Origin of the sequence: Caulobacter sp. BP25 (assembly GCF_002737755.1) — a bacterium.
GTDB lineage: Bacteria > Pseudomonadota > Alphaproteobacteria > Caulobacterales > Caulobacteraceae > Caulobacter.
In genome coordinates this window covers 668,460-682,153 of sequence record NZ_PEGH01000018.1, presented here as the reverse complement: position 1 = coordinate 682,153, position 13,694 = coordinate 668,460, and the positions used below count along the sequence as shown (strand labels likewise).

17 protein-coding genes are annotated in these 13,694 nt (G+C 67.6%); 7 read left to right on the top strand and 10 right to left on the bottom strand.

The genetic code is table 11. The annotated features are described in order from the left end of the window. Positions 1–45: 45 nt before the first annotated feature. Together hutH and CSW59_RS20985 are read left to right on the top strand one after the other, a co-directional pair. Complete coding sequence (gene hutH / locus CSW59_RS17165) at positions 46–1,584, top strand: histidine ammonia-lyase (RefSeq protein WP_201722840.1); 1,539 nt, start codon at positions 46–48, stop codon at positions 1,582–1,584. Positions 1,585–1,726: 142 nt separating this feature from the next. Next, a complete protein-coding gene (locus CSW59_RS20985) occupies positions 1,727–1,879 on the top strand; it encodes a hypothetical protein (RefSeq protein ID WP_201722831.1) in 153 nt (50 codons plus the stop codon). 77 nt (positions 1,880–1,956) lie between these two features. Here the strand turns inward: CSW59_RS20985 and CSW59_RS17160 are convergent, their stop codons facing one another. Further along, positions 1,957–2,829, bottom strand: a complete 873-nt coding sequence (locus CSW59_RS17160; protein ID WP_099445167.1) for a LysR substrate-binding domain-containing protein — start codon at positions 2,827–2,829, stop codon at positions 1,957–1,959. A gap of 118 nt (positions 2,830–2,947) precedes the next feature. Here CSW59_RS17160 and CSW59_RS17155 point away from each other — a divergent pair, with 118 nt between their 5' ends. Then, on the top strand, positions 2,948–3,931 hold the full coding sequence (locus tag CSW59_RS17155) for a sodium-dependent bicarbonate transport family permease (RefSeq protein WP_099445166.1): 984 nt from the start codon (positions 2,948–2,950) through the stop codon (positions 3,929–3,931). A gap of 20 nt (positions 3,932–3,951) precedes the next feature. On the opposite strand, the gene fliE is transcribed toward CSW59_RS17155, so the two are convergent. The 3 genes from fliE to flgB are packed head-to-tail and all read right to left on the bottom strand — an operon-like array spanning position 3,952 to position 5,148. Next, the gene (gene fliE / locus CSW59_RS17150; protein WP_099445165.1) at positions 3,952–4,263 is read right to left on the bottom strand and encodes a flagellar hook-basal body complex protein FliE; all 312 of its coding nucleotides are present in this window, start codon (positions 4,261–4,263) and stop codon (positions 3,952–3,954) included. A gap of 10 nt (positions 4,264–4,273) precedes the next feature. After that, the gene (gene flgC, locus CSW59_RS17145; protein WP_099445164.1) at positions 4,274–4,693 is read right to left on the bottom strand and encodes a flagellar basal body rod protein FlgC; all 420 of its coding nucleotides are present in this window, start codon (positions 4,691–4,693) and stop codon (positions 4,274–4,276) included. Between the two features lie 11 nt (positions 4,694–4,704). Continuing rightward, positions 4,705–5,148 carry a flagellar basal body rod protein FlgB gene (gene flgB / locus CSW59_RS17140; RefSeq protein ID WP_099445293.1) on the bottom strand — a complete coding sequence of 148 codons (444 nt, stop codon included), beginning with the start codon at positions 5,146–5,148 and terminating at the stop codon, positions 4,705–4,707. A 105-nt stretch (positions 5,149–5,253) separates the two neighbouring features. On the opposite strand from flgB, the gene CSW59_RS17135 reads away from it, so the two are divergent. The 3 genes from CSW59_RS17135 to CSW59_RS17125 are packed head-to-tail and all read left to right on the top strand — an operon-like array spanning position 5,254 to position 7,325. Beyond that, on the top strand, positions 5,254–5,574 hold the full coding sequence (locus tag CSW59_RS17135) for a flagellar biosynthetic protein FliO (protein WP_099445292.1): 321 nt from the start codon (positions 5,254–5,256) through the stop codon (positions 5,572–5,574). Beyond that, a complete protein-coding gene (gene fliP, locus CSW59_RS17130; protein WP_099445163.1) occupies positions 5,571–6,371 on the top strand; it encodes a flagellar type III secretion system pore protein FliP in 801 nt (266 codons plus the stop codon). The genes CSW59_RS17135 and fliP overlap by 4 nt, the downstream gene beginning before the upstream one ends. 42 nt (positions 6,372–6,413) lie before the next feature. Further along, complete coding sequence (locus CSW59_RS17125) at positions 6,414–7,325, top strand: ribokinase (RefSeq protein WP_099445162.1); 912 nt, start codon at positions 6,414–6,416, stop codon at positions 7,323–7,325. Between the two features lie 20 nt (positions 7,326–7,345). On the opposite strand, the gene CSW59_RS17120 is transcribed toward CSW59_RS17125, so the two are convergent. The 4 genes from CSW59_RS17120 to CSW59_RS17105 form a co-directional block, all read right to left on the bottom strand. Beyond that, positions 7,346–7,840 (bottom strand): PAS domain-containing protein, encoded by a 495-nt coding sequence (locus tag CSW59_RS17120; protein WP_099445161.1) that lies wholly within the window; start codon positions 7,838–7,840, stop codon positions 7,346–7,348. Positions 7,841–8,036: 196 nt separating this feature from the next. After that, entirely contained in the window at positions 8,037–8,456 is a 420-nt protein-coding gene (locus tag CSW59_RS17115) for a MucR family transcriptional regulator (protein WP_013080426.1), read from the bottom strand. A 227-nt stretch (positions 8,457–8,683) separates the two neighbouring features. Then, positions 8,684–9,907, bottom strand: coding sequence for a DUF2336 domain-containing protein (locus CSW59_RS17110; RefSeq protein WP_099445160.1), 1,224 nt, complete (start codon positions 9,905–9,907; stop codon positions 8,684–8,686). A 52-nt stretch (positions 9,908–9,959) separates the two neighbouring features. Continuing rightward, positions 9,960–10,364, bottom strand: a complete 405-nt coding sequence (locus CSW59_RS17105; protein ID WP_161495066.1) for a helix-turn-helix domain-containing protein — start codon at positions 10,362–10,364, stop codon at positions 9,960–9,962. A gap of 75 nt (positions 10,365–10,439) precedes the next feature. Here CSW59_RS17105 and CSW59_RS20650 point away from each other — a divergent pair, with 75 nt between their 5' ends. After that, positions 10,440–10,883 (top strand): nuclear transport factor 2 family protein, encoded by a 444-nt coding sequence (locus tag CSW59_RS20650; RefSeq protein WP_143755011.1) that lies wholly within the window; start codon positions 10,440–10,442, stop codon positions 10,881–10,883. A 169-nt stretch (positions 10,884–11,052) separates the two neighbouring features. On the opposite strand, the gene CSW59_RS17095 is transcribed toward CSW59_RS20650, so the two are convergent. Then, the gene (locus tag CSW59_RS17095) at positions 11,053–11,937 is read right to left on the bottom strand and encodes a crotonase/enoyl-CoA hydratase family protein (protein WP_099445157.1); all 885 of its coding nucleotides are present in this window, start codon (positions 11,935–11,937) and stop codon (positions 11,053–11,055) included. Positions 11,938–12,162: 225 nt separating this feature from the next. Continuing rightward, positions 12,163–13,497 carry a cytochrome P450 gene (locus CSW59_RS17090; RefSeq protein ID WP_099445156.1) on the bottom strand — a complete coding sequence of 445 codons (1,335 nt, stop codon included), beginning with the start codon at positions 13,495–13,497 and terminating at the stop codon, positions 12,163–12,165. Between the last annotated feature and the right edge of the window lie 197 nt (positions 13,498–13,694).

Genomic DNA, 13,694 nt, shown 5'->3' with positions numbered 1-13,694 from the left:
CGCAAATATGACTATACATATTCGAGCGCGCCGCAAGGGCCGCTGCTGGAGCCCCGCGTGACCGAGCTTGTTCTGAACCCTGGCGACGTTTCCCTCACCGACTGGAAGGCGATCTATCGCGGCGCCGGCGCGCGCCTGGCCGCCAGCGCCTGGCCGGTGATCGCCGCCAGCGCCGAGGCGGTCCAGCGCATCCTGGCCAAGGGCGAGCCGATCTACGGGATCAATACGGGCTTTGGAAAGCTGGCCAGCGTCCGTATCGGTGACGCGGATCTGGCGACCCTGCAGCGCAATATCGTGCTGTCCCACGCCGCCGGCGTCGGCGAGCCCTCACCTGTGCCGGTCATCCGCCTGATGATGGCCTTGAAGCTGGCGAGCCTGGCGCAAGGCGCCTCGGGCGTGCGGACCAAAACCGTGCGCCTCCTGGAGGCCATGCTGGTCCAGGGTTTGACGCCGGTGGTCCCCTGCCAGGGCTCGGTCGGCGCCTCGGGCGATCTGGCGCCGCTGGCCCACATGGTTGCGACCATGATCGGCGTCGGCGAGATCTTCGTCGGCGGCGCGCGCGTTCCGGCGGCGCAGGCGCTGAGCGCGGCGGGCCTGTCGCCGCTGACGCTAGGGCCCAAGGAAGGCCTGGCTCTGCTGAATGGCACCCAGTTCTCGACCGCCAACGCCCTGGCCGGCCTGTTCGAGGCCGAGCGCCTGTTCCAGACCGCCCTGGTCACCGGCGCCCTGTCGACCGAAGCCGCCAAGGGCTCGGATACGCCGTTCGATCCGCGCATCCACCAGCTGCGCCGCCACGTCGGCCAGATCGAGACCGCCGCGGCCCTGCGCGCCCTGATGGCCGGCTCGGCGATCCGCGCCTCGCACCTGAAGGAGGACGAGCGGGTTCAGGACCCCTACTGCCTGCGCTGCCAGCCCCAGGTGATGGGCGCGGCGCTGGACGTGCTGCGCCAGGCCGCCGCCACCCTGGCGACCGAAGCCAATGGCGTCTCGGACAACCCGCTGATCTTTCCGGAAGCCGATGAGGCGCTGTCGGGCGGCAACTTCCACGCCGAGCCGGTCGCCTTCGCCGCCGATATGATCGCCCTGGCCGTTTGCGAGATCGGCTCGATCGCCGAGCGGCGCATAGCCATGCTGGTCGACCCGGCGTTGTCGGGCCTGCCCGCGTTCCTGACGCCCAAGCCTGGCCTCAACTCCGGCTTCATGATCCCGCAGGTGACGGCGGCCGCGCTGGTCTCGGAGAACAAGCAGCGCGCCTATCCTGCCAGCGTCGACTCGATCCCGACCTCGGCCAACCAGGAGGACCACGTCTCGATGGCCGCCCACGGCGCGCGGCGCCTCTTGGCCATGGTCGAGAACGCCGATGCGGTGCTGGGGATCGAGCTCCTGGCCGCCGCGCAGGGCTGCGACTTCCACGCGCCGCTGCGGTCCAGCGACGTGCTGGAGGCGGTCCGCGCCCTGACGCGGGACAAGGTCCCGTATCTCTCTGACGACCGCCATTTCCACCCGGACCTTGAGGCCGCCAACGCCCTGGTGCGGTCGGGCGCGGTGGTCGCCGTGGCGGGCGGCCTGCCCTGCCTGACCTGAGGGCCCGCCCTCGCTTAGAGAGTCGCCGCCGCGCCAGGCTGAAAATCAGAGCCGGGGTGCGACAAGGCGGCGCGCGACAGGTCGTCCGGTTCGCGAAGGCCGAGTCAATCGGGACCATGGGCGCATGTTCAAGGAGCGCCCGATGCCTCTAGCGTCTCAGACCCGTCCGTTCGACGCCCGCGCCCGCCAGCCACGCCAGTGGCCGCTGGGCGTGGCGGTGTTCGTCGCGGCCGTGCTGAACGTGATCGTCTGGGGCGGACTGTTGTCGGCCACGCGCGCCTTCCTGGGTCTGTGAGCGTAGCGTTTTTGCTTTTTCTCCCCCGAGCGACTTGAAGGCCGCGTCCCCTGGGCGCGGCCTCTTTTTTCGTCCAGTCAGCCCCGATGAGCGACCGCGCGATCCAGCGCCGCCAGCACGTGCTCGGCCAGGCGGTCGGCGGCGGGGCCGGCCTCGCGGTTGCGGATCAGAGCGATCTCGCCGTCGGCCAGAGGCGGCGCGCCAACGCTGAGGATCGCCAGGTCATCCGGGGCCATGGCGCGCGGCAACACCGAGACGCCCAGCCCCGCCCGCAGCGCCGCCAGCTGCCCGGCCACCGAGGGGCTGGTATAGGCGATGCGCCACGCCCGCCCCGCCTCGTCCAGCGCCGAGGTCGCCCGTCGGCGATAGACGCAGGGCGACGGCGCCGCGATCAGCGAGACCACCTTGCTGGAGGCCAGGTCGTCGCCGTCACGCCCCACCCAGACCAGAGGCTCGCGCCAAACCCGCACGCCCAGTTCGCCGCCCAGCGGCTCGCGCTTGACCAGGGCCAGATCCAGCTCTCCGGCGCTCATCCGGTCCAGCAGCCGAAGCGTCAGGTCGCAGGTCACCGACAGGGCGATGCGGGGGTGGCTGCGGGCGAAGGCGCCCAGCACCTCAGGCAGGTGGGCGGTGGCGAAGTCCTCGGGCGCACCCAGCCGCACCTCGCCCTCGACCTCGTCGGCCGCCAGGGCCGCGACGATGTCGTCATTGACCCGCAAAAGCCGCCGCGCCTGGGCCAGGAACACCTCGCCCTTGTCGGTCAGGCTGACCCGGCGCGCGTCACGCTGGAACAGAGGTTCGCCGATCAAGTGCTCCAGCCGGCGGACCTGCAGGCTGACGGCCGACTGAGATCGACCCAGGCGCTCGCCCGCGCGGGTGAAGCTGCGGCTGTCGCTGACCATGACGAAGGCCCGGATCAGGTCGAGATCGAGATTCGTGGTGCTGGGCATTCGGCCAACTATTGCATTTCTTCATGATAACGATGCGATGAATTATCTTATCGAATTGCTCGGGCATGACTAGAGGACCGGCGCGCCTCGACGGGGGGCGCGCCAAGGACGCTATGAGATGGATTTGACCCAGAGTCTGGCGCAGGCTGCCGGCAACCTCACCCAACCGGCGGTGCTGTTCTTCGTGCTGGGGGCGGGCGCGGCCTTGGCCGGTTCGCCGCTTCGGCTGCCCAAGGGGGCCATGAGCCTCCTGTCGATCTATCTGATGCTGTGCATTGGCTTCAAAGGCGGGGCCGAGGCGCGCGCCCACGGCCTGGACCCGACCTTCATCAGCGCCGGCCTGGCGGGTCTGGCCCTGGCCCTGCTGATGCCAGTCCTGGCCTATGCCGCGCTGCGCCGCGCGGGGCTGACGACGCTGAACAGCGCCGCGGTGGCGGCCCACTACGGTTCGGTGTCGGTGGTGACCTTCGCGGCGGCGCAAAGCTATCTGAGCTCGATCGGCCACGCGCCCGCCGGTTACATGTCGGCCGTCTTGGCGCTGATGGAGACCCCTGGGATCCTGGTCGCCGTGATCATGGCCAAGATGATGTCGCCAGGCGAGGCGCGCTCGGCCTCGACCGGCAAGCTGCTGCACGAGGCGCTGTTGAACCCGGCCGCCGTGGTCCTGCTGGGCAGCTTCGCGATCGGCCTCGCGGCTCCCGCGCCCAGCGCGGCCAAGCTGGATGTCTTTGTGGGCCCAATGTTCCAGGGCGTGCTGTGCCTGTTCCTGCTGGAGCTGGGCGTGACGGCGGCCGAGCGGCTGCGGGCCTGGCGCGAGGTTCGGCCGACGGTCGTGGCGATGGGCGTTGTTCTGCCCCTGGTCGGCGCGTCCTTGGCGCTGGCGCTGGGCTCCCTGGTCGGCCTGCGCGGCGGCGAGCTGGCGGCCTTGGCGGCCCTGGCCGGATCGGCGTCCTACATCGCCGCGCCGGCGGCCATCCGGTTGACCCTGCCCAAGGCGGACGTCGGCCTTTGCCTGACGCTGTCGCTGGGCGTGACCTTCCCGTTCAACATCCTGCTGGGCATCCCGCTCTACGCCCAGCTGGCGCTGGCCCTGAGCCGCTGATGCCGGGACATGCGGAAGCTCTAGATCGGCATCCGCATGATTTCCTGGTAGGCCGAGATCACCTGGTCGCGGACGGACATCACCGTCTCCAGGCTGGCCTCGGCCGAGCTGATGGCGGTGACCACGTCGATCAGTTCGGCCTTGCCGGCGACCTGGTCGGCGATCCTGTGCTCAGCGACCTTCGAGGTGCGGGCCGCGTCGGTCATGGCCGACTTCAACAGATCGCCGAAGTCGATCCCCTTGTTCTGCGAGCCGCCGATCGAACCAACGGTTCCGACCGACATCGCGCCGGAGCTGGCGTAGGCCTTGGCGGCGGCGAGCGCGGTAATCATGGCCTAGCCCCTACTTCTTGAGGATGTCGAGGGTGCGCGATTCCATCACGCGCGCCGTCTCGATGACGTTGAGATTGGCTTCGTAGGCGCGCTGCGCCTCCTTCATGTCCAAGGACTCGATCAGCGAGTTGACGTTCGGCAGCTTGACGTAGCCGTTGGCGTCGGCGGCCGGGTTGCCCGGGTCGTACTCGGTCTTGAAGGCGCTCTGGTCGGGATCGACGCGGGCCATCTGAACGCCCTCGGCGCCCTGCACCTTGGTCGGCCGGAAGATCGGCACCTGCCGGCGATAGGGATCGCCGCCGGGCGTGACCGCCGTCGAATTGGCGTTGGCGATGTTCTCGGCGATGACCCGCATCCGGCCCTGCTGAGCGCGGAGGGCGGACGCGGCCACGGACATGGCCGCCATCGGCTGGGACTTGATCTCCGGCATCGCTTAGCTCCTCAACCGCCCGGCTTGCGCGCCGCCATGCGCAGCATGGTCATGGATTTCTGGTAGAAGCTGATCGCCGCGTCGTAGTTCATGCGCGCGTCGGTCATCTTGATCATCTGGTCCTCGAGCGTCACGGCGTTGCCGTCGAGGGTGACTTCCGAATCGGTTCCGGCCGCCGAGCGCCAGGGGGCCGGAACCTTGGACGGCGCCAGGTGCGAGGCCGTGGTGGCGATCATCCGCACGCCGTTGGTCGGCGCGGCCGGCCCGCCGCGATAGACCGCGCCCGAGGCCTGGTTCATCAACGAAGCCTGGAAGCTGAAAGGCTTGAGGTCCTTGGGCCGATAGCCAGCGGTGTCGCCGTTGGCCACGTTCTGGGCGACAAGCTTCTGGCGCTCGGACAGATAGCCGAGGCGGCTCTTGAGCATGCCGAAAAGAGGAATGTCATCCGGACCCATGGCGATCATGGTGAAGAAACAGGGTTAATTCGACATTAAGAACCCTCAGGCACATCAGGGGTGTCGGGGGCCTTTCCCTGCGCCATCTTGTCTCGCTCGGCCATCATGCCCGTCATAGAATTCATCCGCGCCCTGGCGGCGCTGGCGATCACCCTGGGCCTGATCGGCCTGGCCGCCTGGGCTTTGCGCAAGTTCGGGCCCGACGCGGTGGGCCGCATGGTCGCCGCGCGCCAGGATCGCCGCCTGAGAGTCGTCGAAAGCCTGGCGCTGGACCCCACGCGCCGCCTGCTGGTGGTCAGCCTGGACGGCCAGGAGCGCCTGGTGCTGCTGGGCGATGGCAAGCTGCTGGACTGGACGCCGGCGCCCGCCCCCGCCCCGCTTCCCTCGGTTTCCGCTTCCGTTTCCGCTCCGGAGCCTGTGGCCTGATGCGCGATCTGCTCAAATCCGTGACGGGCGCCAAAACGGAAGACCTGCGTCGCGCCGCGATCATCTCGGTCCTGGCCGCCATCGCCTGCGCGATCATGCCGGCCGCGGCCATGGCTCAGTCGGCGGTGAACATCAACCTGGGCACGGGCGCGGGCCTGACCGACCGCGTGGTGCAGCTGGTCGCCCTGATGACGGTGCTGTCGCTGGCGCCGTCGATCGTGATCATGACCACCTCGTTCGTGCGGATCGTGGTGGTCCTGGGCCTCTTGCGCACCGCTATCGGCGTGCAATCCAGCCCGCCCAACCCGGTGATCATCAGCCTGGCGCTGTTCCTGACCGCCATCGTCATGGGCCCGACCTTCGAGCGCTCCTACGACGCCGGCATCAAGCCGCTGCTGGACAAGCAGATGGAGCTGCCGGAAGCCTTCGACGCGGCCAGCGGCCCCGTGAAGCAGTTCATGCTCAGCCAGGTGGATCGCGACGATCTGGCCCTGTTCGTGCGCCTGTCCAAGATCCCCCAGCCCAGGACCGCCGAGGAAACGCCGATCCAAGTGGTCACGCCCGCCTTCATGATCTCTGAGCTGAAGCGCGCCTTCGAGATCGGCTTCCTGCTGTTCATCCCCTTCCTGGTCATCGACCTGGTCGTGGCCAGCGTGCTGATGAGCATGGGTATGATGATGTTGCCGCCGGCCGCGATCAGTCTTCCGTTCAAGCTGATCTTCTTCGTGCTAGTGGACGGTTGGCGACTCGTCGCCGGCAGCCTGGTCGAAAGCTTCCAGCGCGGCGCCGGCGGCTAGCCCCTATAGCCAAACGACCAGAAGACGATCCAGAAGACGACCATGACGGTATTTGTTCTCGGCTCCATCAATCTTGACGCGATCGCCCGGGTCGACGACCTGCCGCGTCCGGGCGAGACCGTGGCCGGACGGTCGCTAGAGCTGTTCCTGGGCGGCAAGGGCGCCAACCAGGCCGTCGCCGCAGCGCGGATGGGCGCCCCCACCCGCCTGATGGGCGCGGTCGGCCAGGACGACAGCGGCATAGGCCTGAAAGCGAAGCTGACGGGCTATGGCGTCCAGGTCGGCGACGTGCTGGAGCTTGAGGACGCTCCGACCGGCCAGGCCCATGTCTGGGTCGGCGCCAGCGGCGAGAACATGATCGTGGTCACCGCGGGCGCCAACGCGCTGGTGACGCCGCAGCAGGCGGCCAGCGCCACGCTGGATGGCGAGCGCGTCCTGCTGTGCCAGCTGGAAACGCCGCCGACGGCGATCGAGGCGCTGTTCCGCGCGGGCGCGACCAAGGGCGCCCTGCGCATCCTGAACGCCGCCCCGGCCCTACCGCAGGGCGCGGCGCTGTTCCCGCTGACCGATATCCTGATCCTGAACCAGACCGAGCTGGCGACCTACGCCAAGCTGGACCACGAGCCGGTGCGGCTGGAGGAGGTCTCGCAGGCGGCCCGCAAGCTGATGAGCCGCCCCGACCAGACGATCATCGTCACCCTGGGCGCGGCGGGCGTGGCCGGCGTGCGGCGCGACGAAGCCTTCCTGGTCGAGGGCCGCAAGGTCAAGGCGATCGACACGGTGGGCGCGGGCGACTGCTTCTGCGGCGCCTTGGCCGCCGCTCTGGCCGCCAATATGGACCTACGCGAGGCGGTCGAGATGGCCAACGCCGCCGCCGCCCTGTCGGTGCAGAAGTCCGGCGCGGCGCCGTCGATGCCGAACCGCCGCGAGGTCGAGGCTTTCCTCAATGGGTAGGCTGTAGACACGAGCCCTTTTCAGGCCGCGCGGATGCCGGAGCTGCTCTCGACCTGGGCGCCGACCACCGCGTCGTAGCCCAGGATCATGTCGACATCCTTGCCGTTGCTGGCCAGCGGCAGGCGCAGCCACAGGATCGACATGTGCGGCGCGCCGCGCCAGGCCAGGCTGTGGACGCCGACGCTGGGCCGACGCTCGTCGACCACCTTGTCCAGCTCCTTGCGCCAGTACTCGGCCGCGGCGGTGTTGTAGACCTCGGACAACCCCTTGCCCGTGATCTCCCGGCCGTAGACGCCGTAGAGACCGGTGCCGGCCAGACGCAGGCGGTAGTCTCGCGGCTCGCGCACGACGTCGATCAGGCTGACGGTGGGCAGTAGGCGCTTCATGCTGGCGGGGTGCAAATCCACGCGCCCCGGGAGCCCAGCCCCCCGGCGGAGGGACGCCCAATAGGCGAACATCTCCTGGTGAGCGCGCGCCGCAGTAGCGGATGCGCTCAATTGCGCGGACATCTTCAGAGTCCCCTACAAGCCCTTGGAATCACTTCGATTCACTATCGCTTAAGGAACGAATCGCGGGCAAGTGAAAAAGGGGCGCCGCGACAAGATTCCCTTAAAGAGTCAACAGGAACGCAAACGCCCGCCATCCGGTTTCGGACGACGGGCGCTGACGGGCCGGAAGACACGCTCCAGCCAAGCTTCTGTTCGGACTCGGTTATTTGCCCTTGCGGGCCGGCTTCCGACCGCCCTGGCCCAGGCCCATCTGCTTGGCCAGGTTCGAACGCGCCTCGGCGTAGTTCGGAGCGACCATCGGGTAATCTTTGGGCAGGCCCCACTTGGCGCGATAGTCCTCGGGGGTCATGTCGTACTTGGTGCGCAGGTGGCGCTTCAGCGACTTAAACTTGCGACCGTCTTCCAGGCAGATCAGGTAGTCCGGCGTGATCGAGCGCTTGATCGGAACCGCGGGCTCCTTGGGCGGCGCGGGCGGCTCGGCGGCCGGCGAACCCACCGTGGCCAGAGCTTGGTGCACTTGCTTGATCAAGGCGGGCAGGTCAGCGGTCGCAACCACGTTGTTGCCGACATAGGCGGAAACAATACCCGCCGTCATCTCAATCAGATCGGATTGATCTTCCATATGGCCTCGCCCGTCGACAATCGTTTTGCTGATACGGACTGATTCACATATCAGTCGAGGCGTGCATACAAAGAATGGACGCCCCGGGCAATACGGACCGTTCAAGATAACAGCTGTAAAAAGTCAGTGTTCAAAAAGGCGGCTCGACCCATTGAAGGATGTACGAGGCAGGTTGACATCGTGAACGTAACACACACGCCGTATCAAAAACCGATGATATCCGGCCGTTAACGGCTGAAATCGCGAGACAGCGCTAACATCGCCGCGCGCTGGATTTTCGAGTATTCGTCGATTGCGCTTTCATCGTCTTGTCGCAAAGCTTTCAACAACGATGACGAGAGCCCCGAGGTCAGCGACCAGTTCCAGTAGCGAAGCACGGTCTGGGCGCGATCGACCGAGATGGCGTCATGGGCGGCGAGCGCTCGCTCCAGAGCGTGGTCCGTGGCGCCGCCGCGATCAACCTCCTGACGATGGAGCCCTCGCCACAGGGCGCGCAACGCGGTCCTGGGCAAGCCAGCGGCCTTGCACAGCACGGCCAGAGGCTCGCCGCCGGGGTCGGTGAAGATCTTGGCGCCGGTGACAGGCTTCAATCCCGCCAGATAGGAGATCTCCTCGCCGATCTCCGGCGTCAGGTCGGCCTCGCCCGCCGCGATCGCCGCCTCCAGGCTGGGGAACGGGCTCTTGCGCGCCGCCTCGAGATTGCGCTGACGCCGGCCGATGAAGTCGAGCGCCTTGCGCGTCAGCATGTCTTCCGACGCCGGTTCGTCGCCTCCGCCCAGCATGTCGGCGACGGCGTCCTCCAGAATGTCCCGGGCCAGGGCGAAGCGCTGCAGGATGCTCAGCCGCGTCTCGGCGTCAGCCCACCAGAAGAGGACATAGGCGTGGCTAGGCCGCAGCTCAGCCCGCCGCAGCAGCAGCGGCGCCAGGTGCGGCGCGTCGCGGCTGGTCGCGACCAGGTGCTCCACCCCGTGGTGGCTGAGCCGGGCCAGGTCGTTGCGCAGCAGCGCCTCGGCGACGGCCTCCTCGTCCATGTCGATCAGGGCGTCGGTGACGATCTCGCTGACGCCTCGCCGCTGGGCGATCAGGCGGCGGTGCTCGGGACCGGCCTGATAGAGGCAGGCGATCAGGTCCGCGTCGCCAAGCTGCGTCGCCTCCTCCAGCAGAGGGCGCGCCACCGACAGCGCATCGCGCAGCAGCACGCGCACCAGCGGCCCCGGCGGGTCGCCCGCCAAGGCCAGGCGCCGCGACACCCGCTCGCGCTCGACCAAGCTGGCGTCGCGCAGCAGCTCGACCAGCAGATCACTGGTCATGGCCCGTTCGAAGGCGTTGATGCGGCTGGCGGGCAGGCAGACCACGTCGGCCAGGCGCTTGAGCAGGGTCGCGCGCGTCCGCGACGCGGACACCCCCGTCCGCGGCTCATCCGACATGGCAATCGGCGACGGCTCGCTCATCGGCCCCAGCAGACCATTTCAGGCTTAACGCGCGATGAGCGGAGAGAGCCCCTTAAGGCGAGCTCGCGTCCGACACGCCCCAGCTCGGATCGGTCGGACCACTGGCCACGGGCTCACGCAGGCGGCCCAGCGGGCGAAACCCATCCAGGATAAGCATCACGGCCAAGCCTCGGTCGCTGAGCCGGTAGTCCGCCTGCCTCGGGAAACCCGTCCCGGCGGTTCGGATCACCAGACCGTACTTCACCATGCCGCTGAGCCGTTCGGTCAGCACCTTGGGCGAAATCCCCGGCAGGCGCTCGGCCAATTCGGTGTAGCGCAACGTCTCGCCCGCCAGGCGCCAGAGCAGAACCGCGCTCCAGCGATGCCCGAGAAAGTGGAGCCACTCCTCGACCGGATAGTCCGAAGGGTGGAGCACGGTCGGCGCATCGGGCCGGAGGCGGTCAACTCCCGCCGCCATGCCTATTCTTCCCATTTGGATAGTAGCGCAAGGCCATGGTTAGAGGATCACTATCGAAGAAATACGAGGGAAATCGTGCGCCAGGCCCATGCACCGGAGGCAATGACCCAGAAATTCGTTACAGCATTTAACAGTAAGAGAGTCGATATAATTTTATCGCTCTACGCCTCCGACGCCGTCATAGTAATTGACAGCGATCGACATTCACTATCCGGAAAGGATAATATACGAAATTTATTTAGCTCAATACTTAGGATTTGCGACTCGATTCAGGCAGAAGACACGCTGTGCATGGCGCATAAAGACCTGGCGATTTTGCACACCAAGGTAGACCTGAGGTTGGGGCCCGAGATCATCTCAACGCAGAAGATGGGCGCATTGATACGCCGGGAGCCGAGCGGACACTGGCTCTACGCGGGCGCCACCATTCCCTGGACAAAAGTCATGCTTGGCGACCCCGCCTTTTTGGCGGGCCACCACGCCAGAGCGTCTCACGATCCGATGCACCCACGCGCTTGAGCGGGCGGATTGATCGCCCCTTGAACAGCCTCGCGGCCACCCGACGGCGAGGGCTCGCCCCCCCGTAGGGTTCAAGCCCGATCCAGGCCGCCTTGGCCATTTCAAGCTCTTTGCCAAAGCCCCGGAACCAGCGACCTCGCGCCGCCGCCGGAGCCTCTAATGACGACGCCTACTTGAACGCCGGCTCGACCCACTCAGGCCAGATGTCGGGCAGGTCCGACGAGACCCGGTTCGGATAGACCGGCGCGCGCTTTTCCAGGAACGAGGTCACCCCCTCCTTGGCGTCGCCCGAGGCGCCCCGCGACTGGATGGCCCGGCTGTCGGCCTTGTGCGCCTCCATCGGATGCGAAGCCCCCGCCATGCGCCAGAGCAGCTGGCGGGTGATCGCCACCGAGACGGGCGCGGTGTTCTCGACGATCTCGCGGGCCAAGGCGCGGGCCGCCGGCAGCAGGTCTTGCGGCGCGTGCAGCGAGCGGACGAGACCGCGCTCAAGCGCCTCCTGCGCCAGAAACACCCGGCCGGTGTAGCACCACTCCAGCGCCGTCTGCAGGCCCACCAGGCGCGGCAGGAACCACGACGAGGCGGCTTCCGGATTGATCCCGCGCCGGGCGAAGACAAAGCCGAACTTGGCCTCGGTCGAGGCCATGCGGATGTCCATCGGAAGCTGCATGGTCACGCCCACGCCCACCGCCGCGCCATTGATCGCGCCGATGATGGGCTTGAGGCTATCGTACATGCGCAGGGTCACGCGACCGCCGCCGTCGCGATAGATGTCGCCGACCTTGCCCTCTTCGCGCTCCAGGGCCTGGGGCGCGCTGCGGTCGAAGGTGGCGCCGCCGCCGCCCAGGTCCGCGCCCGCGCAGAAGGCCCGCCCCGCGCCGGTCACGATCACGGCCTTGACCGCGTCGTCGGCGTCGGTGACGTCGAACACCTCGATCAGGTCCTTCATCATCCGGGCGGTGAAGGCGTTCATCCGGTCCGGACGATTCAGGGTGATCGTCGCGATCCCGTCCTCGACGTCGTACAGCAGGGTCTCGAAGGTCGGTTTCGACATGGCGCTGGCCTCCCCGGGCTTTTTTCAAACGATCGTATGGCCTAGCGACAGCTAAACACAAGACCCTGGCCCCCGCGCGACCGCTCCCGGTTTTGGGTTTGCTGCGGCAGCCGGTCGCGACGCCGAGCGCGCCAAGCTGAGTCATGGTCCTCTGGCCCGGCGCCCCCCGCTGGGCGCTTGTCCCAGCGCCGGCCGCAACCCCCCCTTCGCGGCCGGCGCGCCTTTTCAGCCGCGCTTCACGCCCAGCTTGCTGATCGCGTGCACGAAGTTATTCGGCGCGATCTCGATGTCCCCGGTCCAGGAGAGGTCCGGGAAGCGCGCCAGGATCTGGCGGTAGGCCTCCTCAAGCTGGATCTGGGCCACGCGCTTGCCCACGCAGGTGTGCGGTCCGTAGCCGAAGGCGATGTGCTTGCCGGCGTTGGCGCGGGTCACGTCCAACTGGTCGGGGTTTTCGAACATCGCCGGATCGCGGTTGGCCGCGCCGTAGTACATGATGACCTTCTCGCCCTCGCGGATGCGTTGACCGTTGACCTCGACGTCGCGCGTGGCGGTGCGGCGCATGTAGATCACCGGGCTGACCATGCGGATGAACTCGTCGACCGCGCCGGGCAGCAACGAGGGATCGGCGATCAGGCGCTGCTTCTGCTGCGGGAACTCGGTCAGCAGCCGCATCGCGCCCGACAGGGTGTTGCGGGTGGTGTCGTTGCCGGCGAACACGATCAGCAGCCACGAGCCGTCCAGATATTCGTCCGACAGCACGGCGCCATCGACCTGGGCCCGCGCGATGGCGGTCATCAGGTCTTCTTTCGGATCCAGCCGCCGCTTGTGCAGCATGGTCCGGCCGTACTCGAACATCTCCTCGACGTTGTTGTTGAAGTCCATGACGAACTGCATCAGCTCCAGCGTCGGCTGCAGCGGGGCGCTGGCCTGCTGGGCCGCCAGGTCCTGGGCGCGCTCCAGATAGTGCATCCAGGTCAGGAACTTGGGCCGGTCTTCGGGCGGCACGCCCAGGATCTCGCACAGGGTGAACAGCGGCAGCACCGACGAGAAGTGCTCGACCATGTCGATCGCCGCGCCGCCCGCCAGCTTGGGCTCCATCTCGTCCAACAGCCGGGTGACCTCGCCCTTCACCCGCTCGGTCAGACCGCGCAGATAGGCCGGCGTGAAGTACGGCATGTGCTCGCGACGCAGCTGCAGGTGATGCGGCGCGTCCATGTTGATCATGGTGTCCATCGAGGCGCGGAACAGCAGCGCGTGGCGCTTCTCCGGCGCGCCCATCGACATCAGGATGCCGCCGCGTTGCGATGAGAAGGTCTCCGGATCGCCGTTGACCCGATGGACGTCCTCGTAGCGCGTCAGGGCCCAGAAGCCCGGCCCGCCCATCGGCTCGGGGTGCCACATGACCGGGGCCTCGCGCCGCATCCGGGCGAAGTCGGCGAAGGGCTGGCCCTTGGTGAAGCGGAAGATGTCGGCCAGATCGACGCCCTCCAGCGTCGGATAGGTCGGGGGCGTCCCCGGTCCGGCTATGCCGTCCACCACCGTCTGGCTGATCAGGTCCATCACGCGTCTCCCTGGAACATTGTTATGCGCTGACGATAGCGCGGAAAGGCGACACGGGAACGGCGCCGCGACGGCAACTTGCGCGATCAGCGAACCTGGGCGCATGCTCCAAACTGAACACTGATCACGCGGGCTACACGCGGACAGTCCATCAGGTTCGAAAGAACCCGGACGCAGACAAAAAACGAGCGCGCCCA